At 59.9% G+C, this 16,696-nt stretch carries 11 protein-coding genes; 9 read left to right on the top strand and 2 right to left on the bottom strand.

The genetic code is table 11. The annotated features are described in order from the left end of the window. The 3 genes from NZ746_05530 (at window position 1) to NZ746_05520 (ending at window position 3,869) form a co-directional block, all read left to right on the top strand. The gene (locus tag NZ746_05530; GenBank protein ID MCS6816823.1) at window positions 1–801 is read left to right on the top strand and encodes a hypothetical protein; all 801 of its coding nucleotides are present in this window, start codon (window positions 1–3) and stop codon (window positions 799–801) included. A gap of 63 nt (window positions 802–864) precedes the next feature. Further along, entirely contained in the window at window positions 865–1,254 is a 390-nt protein-coding gene (locus tag NZ746_05525) for a hypothetical protein (GenBank protein ID MCS6816822.1), read from the top strand. Window positions 1,255–1,406: 152 nt separating this feature from the next. After that, window positions 1,407–3,869 (top strand): heavy metal translocating P-type ATPase, encoded by a 2,463-nt coding sequence (locus NZ746_05520; GenBank protein ID MCS6816821.1) that lies wholly within the window; start codon window positions 1,407–1,409, stop codon window positions 3,867–3,869. 99 nt (window positions 3,870–3,968) lie between these two features. Here the strand turns inward: NZ746_05520 and NZ746_05515 are convergent, their stop codons facing one another. Both NZ746_05515 and NZ746_05510 read right to left on the bottom strand, forming a co-directional pair. Beyond that, window positions 3,969–4,268 (bottom strand): HU family DNA-binding protein, encoded by a 300-nt coding sequence (locus tag NZ746_05515; protein ID MCS6816820.1) that lies wholly within the window; start codon window positions 4,266–4,268, stop codon window positions 3,969–3,971. A gap of 58 nt (window positions 4,269–4,326) precedes the next feature. Continuing rightward, window positions 4,327–4,950 (bottom strand): ATP-dependent Clp protease proteolytic subunit, encoded by a 624-nt coding sequence (locus tag NZ746_05510; GenBank protein MCS6816819.1) that lies wholly within the window; start codon window positions 4,948–4,950, stop codon window positions 4,327–4,329. 130 nt (window positions 4,951–5,080) lie between these two features. Here NZ746_05510 and NZ746_05505 point away from each other — a divergent pair, with 130 nt between their 5' ends. The 6 genes from NZ746_05505 (at window position 5,081) to glnA (ending at window position 16,537) form a co-directional block, all read left to right on the top strand. Beyond that, window positions 5,081–6,619, top strand: coding sequence for a sigma 54-interacting transcriptional regulator (locus tag NZ746_05505; protein ID MCS6816818.1), 1,539 nt, complete (start codon window positions 5,081–5,083; stop codon window positions 6,617–6,619). Between the two features lie 175 nt (window positions 6,620–6,794). Further along, window positions 6,795–8,873: a S9 family peptidase gene (locus NZ746_05500; protein ID MCS6816817.1), complete on the top strand. Its 2,079-nt coding sequence runs from the start codon at window positions 6,795–6,797 to the stop codon at window positions 8,871–8,873. Between the two features lie 38 nt (window positions 8,874–8,911). Further along, window positions 8,912–10,465 carry a serine hydrolase gene (locus tag NZ746_05495; GenBank protein ID MCS6816816.1) on the top strand — a complete coding sequence of 518 codons (1,554 nt, stop codon included), beginning with the start codon at window positions 8,912–8,914 and terminating at the stop codon, window positions 10,463–10,465. Between the two features lie 78 nt (window positions 10,466–10,543). Continuing rightward, window positions 10,544–14,404, top strand: a complete 3,861-nt coding sequence (locus tag NZ746_05490; GenBank protein ID MCS6816815.1) for a carboxypeptidase-like regulatory domain-containing protein — start codon at window positions 10,544–10,546, stop codon at window positions 14,402–14,404. Window positions 14,405–14,857: 453 nt separating this feature from the next. After that, window positions 14,858–15,064, top strand: a complete 207-nt coding sequence (locus tag NZ746_05485; protein ID MCS6816814.1) for a hypothetical protein — start codon at window positions 14,858–14,860, stop codon at window positions 15,062–15,064. 87 nt (window positions 15,065–15,151) lie between these two features. Beyond that, complete coding sequence (gene glnA / locus NZ746_05480; GenBank protein ID MCS6816813.1) at window positions 15,152–16,537, top strand: type I glutamate--ammonia ligase; 1,386 nt, start codon at window positions 15,152–15,154, stop codon at window positions 16,535–16,537. The last annotated feature ends 159 nt before the right edge of the window (window positions 16,538–16,696 follow it).

Below are 16,696 nucleotides of genomic sequence, written 5' to 3'. Positions count from 1 at the left end.
ATGATGCGGAGTGGTCATCTCTCGTTCGCGATGAAGAGAAGGCGATCCTTCGTTCGTCCCTTCTATGTCTTCGGAGAGGTGGGAGCCTTATGTTCTCGGTGGCGAATGATCGCTGTCGTCGCGCTCTTACTGATGGGACGCGCGGCAGCAGGAAGCAGTCAGGAATTCCGCCTTCCCGCCCGGCATGATCACGCGATGCGTTCATGTCAGGGAGAGTTGATCCTCACCTCCGAGGGCATCGAATATCGGACTGCCCATTCTGAGCATGCGCGACGTTGGGCATTCGAGGACGTTCGCCTGATCGTGCTCGCCTCTCGCCGAGAGATCACCCTCCATACGTATGAGGCTCACTGGTGGACGTTAGGACGAGATCGAGTCTTTCGATTCACGACGCTTTCGGAGATCCCAGAGGAAGTGAGCGCGTTCTTGTTAGCGCACATCTCGCGACCTCTGGCGACGAGCTTCGTCGTTGTTGAAGAGAAGTCACTTCACGAATTCCCAGCGCGCCATCGCCATCGTTTGGGCGGATGCCAAGGGACGATTCGCGTCTACGCCGATCGAATCGTCTACGATTCGCGCGATCGTCCTCGGGATTCGCGCTCCTGGCGGTGGTCGGATATTCAGCGCGTGGGACGCTTCGGTCCGTATCTCTTGGAGATTGTGACGTACGAACCCGAGTTCGGTGGGCCGACGCGCGCGTATGTGTTCGACCTGAAGGCGAGCTTGCCGGACGAAGTGTATGACTTCGTGTGGGGGAAGGTCTATCGAATAGTTCCTCGCGTCGGCGAGGAGGGCCGGTGATGGAGAGCCGTTGTTCGCCTTCGCGAGCGCGCGTCGGTATTTCTTCTGGATGGGAGGGAGGAGATGAAGACGACACTGGCGTTGCTACTTTTCAGCACCGCGATGATCGTCGGCGTGAATGCGTGGGGACAGCACGCGCATTCGAGACAGGGGACAAGCCGCGAGACGACGATCGTCGGCGAGGTGATTGATCCCGTGTGCTATCTCAGCCACGGCTCGACGGGGAAGGCGCATCGCCGATGCGCCGAGTATTGCGTGCGGCAGGGGATCCCCCTCGCCATCTTGGAGGAGAAGACGGGGCGGGTGTACCTCTCGCTCCCCGTGGACCACTCCAATCCCAACGCGAAGTTGCGCGACTTCATCGCTGAGAGGGTGAAGGTAACTGGAGTGATCTATAGCAAGGGAGGCCTCACGGGCATCCACGTGAAGCGCGTCGAGCGCGTCGGATCATAGACGTTCGACGGCTTTCGGGAAGATCTCGGCTGAGCGATCGCGCCGAGCGGTAGGGGGATCGCTCCGAGATCGCGCTTTTCGGTTGCTCCTCGTCGGAGGGGCGGGGAAAATTATAGCCTTCGCCCGATGAGGTGGGAGCGAAAGGAGGGAGCATGCACGAAGTGATGGGTTCGGGTCGCGGATCTGAAGCCGTTGCGAGAGACCCGGTCTGCGGCATGCGGGTGAATCCGGAGCAGGCGGCGGGTTCTCAGGAGTATGCGGGGCGGACGTACTTCTTCTGCTGCCAGCATTGCTGGGAGCGGTTTCGCGCGGAGCCGGAGCGCTATGTGGCGTCGGCTGGCCCTCCCATCGCCCTCAAAGTCATTCGAAGACGGCCAGAGCCGCTTCGCGTGGGAGGAAATGCATACACCTGTCCCATGCATGCGGACGTGCGACAAGCGCAGCCCGGAGCCTGTCCGGAGTGTGGGATGACTCTGGAAGCATTCTCCAGCATCGCAGCGACTTGGGAGTACACCTGCCCGATGCATCCGGAGGTCATGCGCCGCGAGCCCGAAGCGTGTCCGATCTGCGGGATGGCGCTGGAGCCGAAGATGGCGATCGGTGAGGAAGCTCCCAGCCCGGAACTCAAAGACATGAGCCGCCGATTTTGGTTCAGCGCCATGCTGACAGCGCCGATCCTCTTGCTGGCGATGTCGGAGATGATCGGTGGAATTCCCGGCCTCTCGGTCCGTCGGGCGATCGCGGTTCAACTCGTTCTAGCGACGCCCGTTGTGCTCTGGGGAGGATGGCCCTTCTTTCAACGCGCGTGGGCCTCAGTGCGGAATCGGCGCTGGAACATGTTCACGCTCATCGCTTTGGGCACGGGAACGGCGTATCTCTACAGCGTGATCGCTGCGCTCCTTCCGGGGATCTTTCCCCCCTCATTCCGCGGTCCGCACGGTGAAGTCGCCGTATATTTCGAAGCGGCGGCTGTGATCACGACGCTCGTTCTCCTTGGGCAAGTGTTGGAGCTGCGCGCTCGTCAGCGTACGGGCAGTGCGATCCGGATGTTGTTGGGGTTAGTGCCTAAGACGGCGCGCGTGATCCACGAAAGCGGAGAGGAAGAGGACGTCCCGCTCGAACGCGTGCGCGTGGGCGATCGCCTTCGGGTTCGTCCGGGAGAACGCATCCCCGTGGATGGCCTCGTGCTCGAAGGTTCCAGCTTCGTGGACGAATCCATGGTGACGGGCGAGCCGATGCCGGTCGAGAAGGGACCGGGCCATTGGGTCATCGGGGGGACAGTGAATGGGACGGGCAGCTTCATCATGCGCGCCGAACGCGTCGGTCGCGAGACGCTGCTGCAGCAGATCGTGCAGTTAGTGAGCGAGGCGCAGCGGAGCCGCGCGCCGATTCAACGGTTGGCCGATCGCGTGTCGGCATACTTCGTCCCAGCCGTCGTGTTCATCGCCGCAGTCACCTTTGTGATCTGGGGCCTCATTGGGCCGGAACCGCGCATGGTCCACGCGTTGGTGAACGCCGTCGCTGTGCTGATCATCGCTTGTCCGTGCGCCTTGGGATTGGCTACGCCAATGGCAATCATGGTAGGAACGGGGCGAGGGGCGATGGCGGGCGTGCTCATGCGGAATGCCGAAGCGCTGGAACTGCTAGAACGTGTGGACACGCTCGTCATTGATAAGACGGGGACGCTCACGGAAGGGAGACCGCGCCTGGTCTCCATCGTCGCGTTGGCGGAGTTGACTGAGGCTGAGATATTGCGCTTCGCCGCGAGTCTTGAGCGAGGGAGCGAGCATCCTCTGGCGCGCGCGCTCTTGGAAGCCGCCGAGCAACGTGGGATCTCCCTGGCTCACGTGAGAGATTTTCGTTCATCTCCCGGGAAGGGGGCGATGGGAAATGTCGAGGGACACACGGTCATGGTCGGCAGCGAGAAGGGAGCCGTGGACCTCGGTTTGGAGACCGAAGTTGATATGGTGCGCCCGCAAGTGGAGGCGATGCGGCGCATTGGACAAACGGTCCTGTTCGTCATTGTGGATGGAACGCTCGTCGGACTCTTAGGGATCACCGACCCCCTCAAGGCTTCAGCGCGCGAGGCCATCACGGCCTTGCATCGGGAGAAGTTGCGGATTGTGATGGTCACCGGCGATCATCGCCAGACGGCCGAAGCAGTAGCTCGCGAGCTCGGTCTCGATGAGGTGATTGCTGAGGTCTTGCCGGACGAGAAAGCCGAAGTGGTGAGGCGCTTGAAAGCGGAGGGACGCCGAGTAGCCATGGCCGGGGATGGCATCAATGACGCTCCGGCGTTGGCCGAAGCGGATGTGGGGATCGCGATGGGGACGGGCACAGACGTCGCCATCGAGAGCGCTGCCATAGTCTTGGTGAAGGGCGACCTGCGCGGAATTGTGCGGGCCCGACGATTGAGCCGCGCGACGATGCGCAATATCCGGCAAAATCTCTTCTTCGCCTTTGTGTACAATCTCCTCGGCGTGCCGATCGCCGCTGGCGTCTTCTATCCGGTCTTCGGTCTGCTCTTGAGCCCGATGATCGCGGCGGCCGCGATGACATTCAGCTCGGTCTCAGTCATTGCGAATGCCCTGCGCTTGCGTCGGCTCGTTCTCTGAAGCCGAGATCCCCTCGTGGGCCGGGAAGGCTATCGAAAACCAAAAGGCGCGTGGAGTAGAGATCTCCCACGCGCCTTCATTGCAAGGCGTCAGGCAACGTCACTTCTTCGCCGGGAGAACGGAGTTCTTCAGCGCCCTTGCGATCCGGAATTTCAGGACCGTCTTGGCCGGGATCTTGATGGGTTCGCCAGTTCGAGGGTTGCGACCCATTCGGGCTTTCCGTTTGGAGAGAACGAATTTCCCAAGTCCCGGCAAGGCAAAGACGCCCGCCTTTTTCACCTCTTTGGCCACGAGCGTCGAGAGCTCGTCGAGGAAACCTCGCGCCGTCGCTCGATTCACTCCAAGCTTCTCAGCCAGATGTCCCACCAATTCAGCTTTCGTCAGTCCCTTTTTCGCCATATCTTCCTCCTCACGCGTGAGATGCTCACTACACGGACGCCCTTATCTTAGCACGAAATCACGAGCGCGTCATCGAAATTGTTTCCTCCTCGGGGACTTCGCGCCGGTGCAGGACCTTGTCGATCAAGCCGTAGGCAACGGCTTGATCGGCCGTGAGGATGAAATCGCGCTCCACATCCCGCTCGATCTGCTCGATCGAGCGCCCCGTGTGTTTGGCCAGGAGCGAACTGATCAAGCGGCGCAAGCGCATCAGCTCCTCAGCATGAATGCGGATATCGGTGGCCTGGCCCGAAACGCCATAGATGTACGGTTGATAGATCACGATCCGAGAGCTGGGGAGCGCATACCGCTTTCCTGGCGTCCCGGCCGCCAAGAGCAAAGCGGCAATGGCCTCTGCCTCTCCCGTGCAGATCGTGGCTACGTCAGGGCGAATGAATTGCATCGTATCGTAGATGGCAAGACCTGCGGTGAGGGAGCCGCCAGGACTATTGATGTAGAGATTGATATCCCGATCCGGATCCTCCGCCTCCAAATAAAGCAATTGGGCGATGATCAGGTTGGCCACCTGATCGTCAATCGGTGTTCCGAGAAAGACGATGCGCTCTTTCAAGAGGCGAGAGTAGATATCGTAAGCGCGTTCCCCGCGACTCGTCGTCTCCACAACAATCGGCACGAAGTGCATAGTCTCACCTCCCGCTCTGCAATTTTAGCATGAATTTTCGTCCTGGCAATCACTGTCGTGCGTTTCTGAGGCGTGGTGCCTTGCTTTTTGAGAGGAAATGGACTATCACTCACAACATAACGAAGTGACCATGAGAGGCGACGTGAATCAAGAGGTACAGAAGCTGGCGACGCTGCTCAACATCAGTCAGACATTGGGGACGACGCTCAACTTGCGGCAGGCGTTACTGCGGGTGCTGGAGATCTTGGAGGAGAATCACGGCGTCGTCTCCGGCGTGATCGCCCTCTTTGAGGAAGGGGGCGATGAGGTGGCGATCGAGGTCTCGGTGGGGTTGACGCGCGAGGCGCAGCAGCGCGGGCGCTATCGAGTGGGTGAGGGGATCATCGGACGCGTGGTCGAAAGCGGCAAGCCCATTGTCGTCCCAAAGGCGAGCCAAGAACCCCTCTTCCTGAATCGCACGGGTGTGCTCAAGGCATCTCGCGAAGAATTGACCTTCATCTGCGTGCCCGTCTCCGTGGATCAGCACACCATCGGCGCCATGGGCATCGTGCTGCCCTATCGTCCGGATCGGGATTACGATCAAGCCACGAAGTTCTTCAGTATCGTCGGCTCCATGGTGGCGCAGGCTGTGAAGGTGAACCAGCTCATCGAAGCGGAGAAGCGCCGCCTGTTGGACGAGAACCTCGCCTTGCGCCGAGAACTCAAGGAGCGCTATGACTTCAGCAACATCATCGGCACGAGTCGGCCGATGCAGGAGGTTTACGCTCAGGTCGCGCAGGTCGCTCGGACGAATACGACGGTCCTCATTCGTGGAGAGTCAGGAACGGGAAAGGAGTTGATCGCGCGGGCGATCCATTACAATTCGCTGCGGGCCGATCAGCCGTTCATCAAAGTCAGTTGCGCCGCTTTGCCGGAGAGCCTCATTGAGGCCGAGCTGTTCGGGTATGAGAAAGGGGCCTTCACGGGAGCGTATGCACGAAAGAAAGGACGATTCGAGCTGGCCGATCGCGGGACGCTCTTTTTGGACGAGGTCGGCGACCTCCCCCTCTCAGTACAGGTCAAGCTCCTGCGCGTGTTGCAGGAGCGAGAATTCGAGCGGCTCGGCGGGACGGAGACGATCAAGGTGGACGTGCGGCTGATCGCGGCTACGAATCGCGATCTGGAGCAAGCGATGCGCGAGGGGGCATTCCGCGAGGACCTCTATTATCGCCTGAACGTCTTCGCGATCTACCTGCCGCCGCTGCGGGAGCGAAAATCGGATATTCCACTTCTGGCCGATCATTTTCTCGAGAAGTACGCGCGCCTGCACGGCAAGGACATTCGACGCATCTCGACGCCAGCCATTGATATGCTCATGAGCTACCACTGGCCGGGGAATGTCCGCGAGCTGGAGAATTGCATCGAGCGCGCGGTCCTCGTTTGCGAGGGGAACGTGATCCATAGCCATCATCTGCCGCCCACGCTTCAAACGGCCGAGGCTTCGGGAACGGTCCCGCGCCTCTCCCTGAGCGAAGCTGTGGCCGCGTATGAGAAGGATCTGATCCTGGATGCCTTGAAGACAGCGCGAGGAAACATCTCGCGGGCGGCACGTTTGCTCAATACCACTAAGCGCATCCTCGGCTACAAGGTCAAAAAGTACGGGATCAATCCCCGCCGCTTCAAAGAATAGCTCGATTTCCCTTACCCCTCGTGAAATAGAGCCCCTTGTGGGAGCGAGCCGCGGATGCTCTCGTGAGCGCTTTTGAAGCGAAAAGGAGAGTTGTGCACGCGAGCTTGTTGACAGAGGGAGATGGGCTTTGGTATACGTGTCGCCTCCTGTGAGCGATCATCGAGGAGGAGGTCGTATGAACGAGCGTTCGTGGGTGCGTCGCGTTTTCGTCGGGGTGAGCCTTCTGGTCGTCCTCATGGTTGGACTTCCGGTGATCGCACAAGATCGAGAGGATCGGCTCACCCCGATGGATCTCTTCGAATTGGAGTATGCCAGTGATCCGCAGATCTCGCCCGATGGGCGCTTCGTCGTCTACGTGCGACGAGCGAGCGACGTCCTGACAGATCAGCGCTATTCCAATCTCTGGATCGTCTCCTTCGATGGGAAGGAGCATCGGCCGTTGACGACAGGCCTCTCTCGGGACGTTTCGCCACGCTGGTCGCCCGATGGCACACGAATCGCATACGTTTCAGATCGAGAGGGCTCGCCGCAGATCTACGTGCGGTGGATGGATACAGGGCAGACGGCGCGGATCACGAACGTACCGTTTCCACCGGAGGGAATCGCCTGGTCTCCGGATGGACGCTACATCTCGTTCGCGATGTTCGTCCCAGAGCCGCCGCGACAGATCGGCCGTTTCCCCTCACCTCCTCCCGGAGCCAAATGGGCGGAGCCTGCGATGGTGATTGATCGGCTCGTCTATCGCTTCGATGGGGCGGGGTATTTGAAACCCGGGTACACGCATGTGTTCATCGTGCCCGCGGAAGGGGGAACGCCTCGGCAAATCTCCAGCGGGAAGTTCCATCACGGCGGCGTCGGCTTCCGCGCGAGCGAAGCTGTGTGGACGCCCGATGGGAAAGCTCTGCTCATCTCGGCCAACCGTCGGCCGGATTTCGAGCTGGAGCCGCTCGACACGGAGATCTACGAGTTCTCCATCGCCGACGGCTCGGTTCGAGCTTTGACCAATCGAAGAGGACCGGATAACGCTCCGGCGATCTCTCCCGATGGGCGTTATATCGCATACGTCGGCTTTGACGACGCCTATCAGGGGTATCAAGTGACGCGCCTCTATGTGATGAATCGGGATGGAAGCGGCTCGCGCGTTCTCTCCGCCGCGCTCGATCGAGACGTCGTGCGGCCGCGCTGGACTCCGGATGGGCGCGCGATCCTCTTCCTCTACGACGATCAAGGCACGACGAAGCTCGGCCTCTATACGCTCGACGGTGCTTTCCGAACGCTCGCCGCTCATATTGGGAGCGGAGACTTGGCCTACAGCATGGGCGGCGCTTTCAGCGTAGCGAGCAATGGGGCTTTCGCGGTGACCTATACGCGCCCGGATGTGCCGGGAGACATCGCCGTGGGAACGCTCGCCAATCCCGCACTTCGGGTGATCACGGCCTTGAACGCGGATCTCTTCGCGCGAAAGAAGCTCGGACGTGTCGAAGAAATCTGGTACACGTCTTCGCTCGATGGACGAAAGATTCAGGGATGGATCCTCACGCCTCCCGATTTCGATCCGTCGAAGAAGTATCCCCTGATCTTGGAGATCCATGGCGGGCCGTTCGCCAATTACGGCGACCGATTCGATGTGGAGAAACAGATGTGGGCGGCGCGCGGATACGTCGTCCTCTATGTGAATCCGCGTGGGAGCACGAGCTACGGTCAGGAATTCGGGAATCTGATCCACCATGCGTATCCCGGGGACGATTTCTACGACTTGATGTCCGGCGTGGACGCTGTCCTCGCGCGCGGCTATGTGGATCCGGAGAATCTCTTCGTCACAGGCGGCAGTGGGGGTGGCGTCTTGACCTGTTGGGTGATCGGACGGACGAATCGGTTTCGAGCGGCGGCGGCCGCCTATCCCGTGATCAACTGGTACAGTTTCGTGCTGACGGCCGACATCGCCGCATTCGCCATCAAGTATTGGTTCCCGGGCTTTCCGTGGGATCACGTTGAGCACTATGAGAAGCGATCGCTTCTCTCGGTGGTCAAGAACGTGCGCACCCCGACGCTCATCATCACAGGAGAAGAGGATTATCGCACGCCAATGTCCGAATCCGAGCAGTATTTCACGGCGTTGAAACTGCTGGGCGTCGAAGCGGTGCTCGTCCGCGTTCCCGGAGAACCGCACGGGATTATGAGGCGGCCGAGCCACCATATGGCCAAGATCTTGTACATCGCGAATTGGTTCGATGAACACCGAAAGCGTGAGTGAGCGAGCGCGCTCGCTGAAGACACAAGGAGGAGTGTGAGATGAAAACCGTGCGAAGGATCATCGTCCCCATCCTTTTGCTCGTCCTCATGAGCTCCTTCCGCGTCGGTCTCGCTTATCCGAGATCGCCGCGGGAGGACCTCCAGGATCTGGAGGCCTATATCGTTCGCGCGATGCGCGAATGGGAAGTCCCAGGGCTGGCGCTGGCCATCGTCAAGAATGACGCCGTCGTGCTCGCGAAGGGCTATGGCGTCAAGCAGCTCGGGGAGAGCGCTCCGGTGACCGAGCGCACGATCTTCGCCATCGGCTCGGCCTCGAAAGCGTTCACGACGGCCGCGCTGGCTATGCTCGTGGAGGAGGGGAAGCTTCAATGGGATGATCCGGTCGTGAAGTATCTCCCCGACTTCCAGTTGTTCGATCCCTACGTCACCCGCGAGTTGACGATCCGCGATCTAGTCACCCATCGCAGCGGGCTCGAGCGCGCGGACCTGCTCTGGTATGGCTCGATGTATGAGCGGGAAGAGATCGTGCGGCGGATTCGATTCTTGAAACCGCGCTGGAGCTTTCGCAGCCGCTTCGGCTATCAGAACATCCTCTATTTGGTGGCTGGTCAGGTCATTCGTGCCGTTACCGGAAAGACATGGGATGAGGTCATCCGCGAACGCATCTTCCAGCCTTTGGGCATGACGGCGAGCACGACCAGCGTGAAGGCGCTGCGCGCGGCCACGGATGTCGCCACGCCGCACGCCAGAGTCGAAGACGTCGTCCGACCAATCCCCTGGCGGGACATTGATAACATCGCTCCAGCGGGGTCTATCAACTCCAATGTCCTGGAGATGACCGAGTGGATTCGGTTGCATTTGAACGAGGGGACGTATCGTGGGCGGCGGTTTTGGAGTGCGGCCATGGAGCGCGAGATGCAAACACCGCAAACGATCGTTCGTCCCGAGCCGCCATATTCCGTGCTCTTTCCAGAAGCGCGATTTCTGACCTACGGGTTGGGCTGGTTCCTCCACGATTATCGAGGCCGCAAGATCGTCGAACACGGAGGCAACATTGACGGGATGAGCGCGCTCGTGGTCCTCGTCCCGGAGGAGAAGTTCGGCTTCGTCATTTTGACGAACATGAATGGAACGCTGCTTGTGCATGCGCTCAAGTACCGAATCCTGGACGTCTTCTTTGGGGCCTCACCGCGAGATTGGAGCGCAGAGTTCCTCCAGCGGGCGAAGGCCTTACAAGAACAGCAGCAGGCCGCCGTGAAGCGGATCGAAGAGGCGCGCGTCACGGGGACGCAACCGGCTTTGCCGCGAGCGCAGTACATCGGGACGTATGAGAACGATGTGTATGGCCAGGTGAGCGTTGAAGAGGAGGCGGGAAAGCTCGTCCTACGATTCGGTCCGACTCGCGTGGGCGACCTGGAGCATTGGCATTACGAGACGTTTCGGGTACGCTGGCGTGATCCTCTCTTACCTCGGGCCTTCGCTATCTTCGTGCCGGATGTCGAGGGGAAAATCAGCGAGCTGCGGATGAGGATCTCTGGACTCTTCGAGGACCTCGCGTTCAAACGGATTTCGCCGAGAGAAGGGGAGCGCTAGCGCTGAAGGGCTTGTCTTCGGATAAGCCATGTGCTATATCTGCAGGGCGTCGAACATCCAAACGGGGGAGGGAAAGCTATGGCAAGGCGAGGCTATGTCGTCGGGGTGATCGTACTCTCCTTGTGCGCTCTTTGGAGCGCGGCTTTGGGACAGACGGCGGCGACGGCCATCGTGAGCGGGACGGTCACTGATCCGGCCGGAGCTGTCATCGCAGGCGCCGAGGTCACGGTGACCGAGACGGCGACGAATATCAGCCGGACGGTCAAGACCAACGAAAATGGGCAGTACGTGGTGACGAATCTTCCTCCTGGGGTGTACAAGGTTGCGGCGACGGCTCCGGGATTCCGTCAGGCGGTTGTCTCCGCGTTGAAGATCGATGTCGCGAAAGGGTACACGGTGAACTTCACGCTCGAAGTCGGAGAGATCGCCGAGACGGTCGAAGTCACGGCCGGAGCCGGTGTGGAATTGCAGACCGTGGACGCGACGGTTGGGAACGTCCTCAAAGGGGAGACGCTTTTGCGCCTGCCCAACATCAATCGGAGTGCGGTCTCGATCTACTTGCTGCAGCCGCTGACGATGCCCTATCGCGGTGTCGGCGTCAACGATAACATTGGGGGACAAGTCGCCGGTGCGCGAAGCGATCAGAATACGTTCATCCTGGACGGAGTGGACATCACAGACAACACCGTTGGGACGCATCCGGTGAAGCCGCTCTCCAGCGGACCTGAACCCATCATTCCCGTTCCGGTCGAGAGCATCGAAGAATTCCGCGTGGGGACGACGAATCCCAATGCGACCTTCGGTCGCAGCTCGGGCGGACAGATCGCCTTCATCACCAAGCGCGGGACTAACGAGTTTCACGGTTCGGCCTACTGGTACCATCAGAACGATAACCTGAACGCGAACACGTGGACGCGGAACCGAACGCGGCAGCCGGATCCGGAATTGAAGGATAATCGATTCGGATTCTCGGCCGGGGGGCCGATCTTCAGGAATCGCACGTTCATCTTCGCCAACTACGAGGGACGGCGATTCCCGCAATCGCAGGACATCGTTCGCATTGTGCCGACTGAGACGCTGCGCGCTGGGATTCTGCGCTTCCGCGATGCCACGGGTCAGATCGTCAGCTATGATCTGAGGACCTCGCGACTCTGTGGCCCGACGAATTCCGATCCGTGCGATCCGCGAGGGATCGGGTTGAATCCGGTGGTCAGAGCCCTGTGGGACTTGCTACCTCCGGGCAACGATCCTTCGGCGGGCGATGGGCTGAATACGATTGGATTTCGAAGCGTGGCCGATGCCTCGATCACGAACGATTTCGCGGTCGTTCGCTTGGATCACCATCTGAGCGACCGCTGGCGTTTCGAGGGGAGCTATCGGTACTTCCGGCAGATCTCAGCCTCACCGACGCAGTTGGACATCGGAGGACTCTTGAAGGGGAACACCAAGGGCGTTCCAGCTTCGTTGGCCAAAGTGCCGGTGCAGCCGCGTCTGGTGACTGCCGGAGTGATCGGGCAGATCACGCCGCATCTGACCAACGAATTTCGATTTTCGTTCCAGCGGAACTTCTGGTGGTTGCAGCGGGTCTCTCCGTTCCCCCAAGTGGCGGGGACGAATGTGGCCCTTCAGGTAGCGGGCCATCCCTCGTTCGGGGGATTGGTCTCCGAACCGATCGACGTGCACGCGCAAGTGGCGCGCACACAGGGCGTCAACGATCATGTGACGCAGTTCGTGGATAATGTGACGTGGATCAAGGGACGGCATACGATGCAGTTCGGGACGTCCATTCGTCGGCTGAAGCTCTACCATCTGCGCGATGACAAGGTCGTAGGATCGCTGACAGCGCTGGTCGCCGAACTGGATGTGGCGGGGGCTGTGACGATCCTGCCATCAAATCGGCCGCCGAGCTGTTCGGAGACCGTGCGGACGAATTGCCTGCAGCCCGGTGATGTGACTCGATGGAATCGGCTCTACGCTGGAGCGCTCGGGATCATTGATAACGTGGGGGTCATGATCGTGCGCGATGGGAAGTTGAATCCGCGTCCCATCGGCGCGCCGCTTGAGGTGGACGCACGAATCAACGCCTACGAGTTCTATTTCAACGACATTTGGAGGATTCGTCCTTCCCTGACGCTCACGCTCGGCGCGAGCTACCAGTGGCAGACACCTCCGGTGGAGAAAGATGGACGACAGACGTTCTTGATCGAGCAGGCGACGGGAAAGATCCTGACTTCGAGCCAATACTTCGCCGCGCGGCGGCAAGCGGCCTTGCGCGGGGAGATTTATAATCCCGCCCTTGCCTTCCAGCCAATTCGGAATTCCAGTCGCGATCGCATCTTCGACGTGGATCGGACGAACTTCGGTCCGCGCGTGGCCGTGGCCTGGAATCCAGCATTCGAGCGCGGCGTGGGGGGAGCGTTGTTCGGGAACCGCAAGGGCGTCATCCGGGCTGGATATGGGATCGTCTACGATCGGTTGAATACCGTTCAGACGATCGTCATCCCACTTCTTGGAGTCGGATTCGCACAAACGATCAACTGCCGCGGACCGCGCATTGGCGGCGTCTGCGCGGGAAACAATGATCCCTCGAATGCATTCCGCATCGGCGTGGATGGACCAGCGCCGATCCCCACAATTCCGGCCGTGACCCCTCCCGTTGTCCCCAGCGTTCCCTTCGGGGAGATCCTCTCGTTTCAGGTCGACCCGGACATCAAGGTCGGACGCTCGCACAGCTTCGATCTGACTATTCAACGCGAGTTGCCGGGGAGCTTCCTCATCGAATTCGGCTATGCTGGGCGATTGGGGCGGAATCTGAATCAGAACGTGCAATTGAGCGCCGTGCCATTCTTCATGCGCGATCGGGCGACGCTCCAAACCTTCGCGCAAGCGTTCGATGCGGTAGCTGAGCAATTGCGGGCGGGCGTGGCCCCGGATCGCGTGACGCCGCAGCCATGGTTCGAAAATCTCCTGGGACCAGGAGGAACGGTTCGTGTGGCCACGGCTCGCACGGCAGCCTTTCGAGACGGATTGTTGAACGATCTCTGGACGTTCATCCAGACATCCTTACTAGCAGCGGGGCAACCAACAATCACCAACATGCAGGTGCTCGACCTCTGGATGAGGACCGACGGTGGGCGGTCGAACTATCACTCGTTCTTCGTGACCGTGCGAAAGGCCTTCTCGCGGAACCTCACCTTCGACATCAACTACACGTTGTCGAAAGCCCTCGATCAGGCCGGACTCATCCAGAATTTCATCGGCACGTTCTCCTCCTCCTACGATCCCGATATCGACTACGGCCCAGCTTTCTTCGATCGCCGTCACGTGATGAACGCGCTGGGATTCTATGAGCTTCCCTTCGGACGAGGGCAGCGTTGGAGCACAGGGACGTGGTTCGATAAGGTCGTCGGGGGATGGTACTTCTCCGGGATCTTCACAGCCAATAGTGGATTGCCGCTCACCTTCGTGCAGAGCAACCAAGTTTGGGGAGGAGATCCGCTCAACTTCTCCGTGGGCGCTGGGGCGATCCCGCTCCGGAAGCCCGACTTCCCGAATAAGGTGCATCGGAATGTCGCCGGATCGGGCGGCATCGGAACGGTCGGTGATCCCAAGCGCGGAGGGACTGGACTGAACCTCTTCGCTAATCCGGAGGCGGTCTTCAACAGCTTCCGAAAGATTCGCATCAGCGAAGACGGACGGCAGGGGCGAGGGGTGCTCCGCGGATTTCCGCGCTGGAACTTCGATCTCTCCATCGGGAAGAAGACGGCGATCACTGAGAGTATGCGCTTGGTCTTCACGTGCGACTTGCTGAACGCGTTCAACCGATTGGAGCTGGCCGATCCCACACTCAGCATGCTCGATCCGGCTTCATTCGGCGTCTTGACCACACAGTTCAATACGCCTCGCTTCATTCAACTCGGGTTCCGATTCGAGTGGTGATGGAAGGGCGGGGCGGAGGAGAAGGCTCCTCCGCCCCACTTGAGATATGGGTTCTGGATTCCCGCATGGGACTTGATCCGGGCGCTTATGGAAAACTGTTCGGATGTGGACGAACTTGTAAAAATTGGCGGAATTCGTGACAATATTAGCCCTATGTCGAGGCCATTTGAATGGCCAGATCTTTCGGATTCGAGGGGAGCCTTGCGAGATTCCCGTGAGGATGCGCGAGGCGGGGCGGCTTGTGGATGAATATCGTGGGGCAAAATTGTCTCTTGATCTTCTCGATGAGACATCATTGTGCCAATCTATGGCTAGTGCACGACTCGGCCGAGAAGTGAAACAAGCATCGCGATTCCAATGGATTATGGTGATCGCGGCGCTCGCTCACTCCTCTCTGGCACGCCGTTTGCTGAAATCCCTCCAGTTAAGCTCTGTTTGAGAGAGGAGCGACCGATGAGAAGCGAGCACGGGGAGATCATGCAATTTCTGCTTCACTTTCGGGAGCGTTTCTCCTCGGAGGAGGAGTTTCGCGTATTCCTGGTCGAGGAAGTGCGACGGTTCGTCAAAGATGCCAGGGCGTATGGCATCGTGATCTCGATTTTACCCGAGTGCCTCACGCCGAGATCAGCGTTCGTTGGGGAAGGACGTCATCGCTTCTGAAGCATCCTTCGGGGAGGGGCTTCGGGATGGCGTCCTGAGGGCTTTCGGGCGCACTCGTGATCTTTTCGTCCCATGAGGAGGGAGATTATGACACCACAGAAAGTCTTCGAATACGCGCGCGCGCACGGAGCCAAGTACGTGGATATTCGATTCACGGACTTGGTGGGGCAGTGGCAGCACATGACGTTTCCCATCGAGCAGTTGAAGGAAGAGAGCTTCGAAGAGGGCTTCGGATTCGATGGATCGAGTATCCGAGGGTGGGCAGCGATCCATGAGAGCGACATGTTGCTCATCCCGGATGCGCGATGGTATTGGATGGATCCGTTCTATGAGGAGCCCACGCTCTGTCTGATTGGGGACATTGTGGATCCAATTACGCGGCAGGGGTACGAGTACGATCCCCGAGGAGCTGCCAAGCGGGCCGAGGCATACATGCGATTCACAGGAATCGCCGACGAGGCCTATTTCGGTCCGGAGGTCGAATTCTTCATCTTCGATGAAGTGCGCTACGAGGTGAATGGCGTGCGGAGCGGATACGAAGTGCGAAGCCAGGAGTGGGGAGACCGAGGCTACCGCATGCGGGGGAAGGAAGGGTATGTGCCGATTCCGCCTGTGGATCAGCTTCAGGACGTGCGAACGGAGATCGCCGAGCGCCTCCGACAGATCGGCATTGAGGTGGAGTGCCATCATCACGAGGTGGCGAGTGGCGGGCAAGGCGAGGTGGATTTTCGCTATGGGGGATTGGTGGAGACGGCCGATCATGTGATGGCGTTCAAGTACATCGTCCGGCAAGTGGCCTGGCGGCGTGGGAAAGTCGCGACGTTCATGCCGAAGCCTATCTTCGGGGATAATGGCAGCGGCATGCATTGCCATCAGTCGCTTTGGAAGGGAGGGCGCCCACTCTTCGCGGGCGAGGGATATGCGGGACTCTCGCAGGAAGCGCTCTGGTACATTGGCGGATTATTGCGTCATGGACCGGCCTTGGCCGCCTTCGTCGCGCCGACGACCAATAGCTATCGCCGATTGGTGCCTGGGTTCGAGGCGCCGGTGAACCTTGCATATTCGCGTCGGAATCGCAGCGCGGCTGTTCGCATCCCCATGTATTCGGCCAATCCCGCAGCGAAGCGGCTAGAATTTCGGCCTCCAGATCCGAGTTGCAATCCCTATCTGGCCTTCGCGGCGATGCTGATGGCCGGATTGGACGGGATCCAGCAGCGGATCGAACCGGGAGAGCCGCTCGATCGCGATATCTACGATATGAGCCCGGAGGAGTTGAAGGACGTACCGAAACTGCCGGGTTCGCTCGAAGAGGCGCTGGCGGCTCTGGAACAGGACCATGAGTTCCTGCTCAAAGGGGACGTCTTCACACCGGCGTTGATTGAGCGGTGGATCCGATACAAGCGGGAGCGCGAAGTAGACGCCGTGCGCTTGCGCCCGCATCCGATGGAGTTCTATCTGTATCTGGACGTGTGAGGCGTTTGAGACCTGCGTGGAAGGGGGAGACTCCGATTCCTCTTCGGGATCGAGTCTCCCGATGCTAGTATCGTCTCGAATGAATTCCCCTGATCCTCGATTCGAAGGTGGCTGTGGGCTTTGTGAACCGGAGGAGGGAGACCACTTGCCGAGGGGGCA

It is taken from the genome of Blastocatellia bacterium (genome assembly GCA_025055075.1).
GTDB lineage: Bacteria > Acidobacteriota > Blastocatellia > HR10 > HR10 > HR10.
This window is presented reverse-complemented; position numbering and strand designations above follow the sequence as displayed.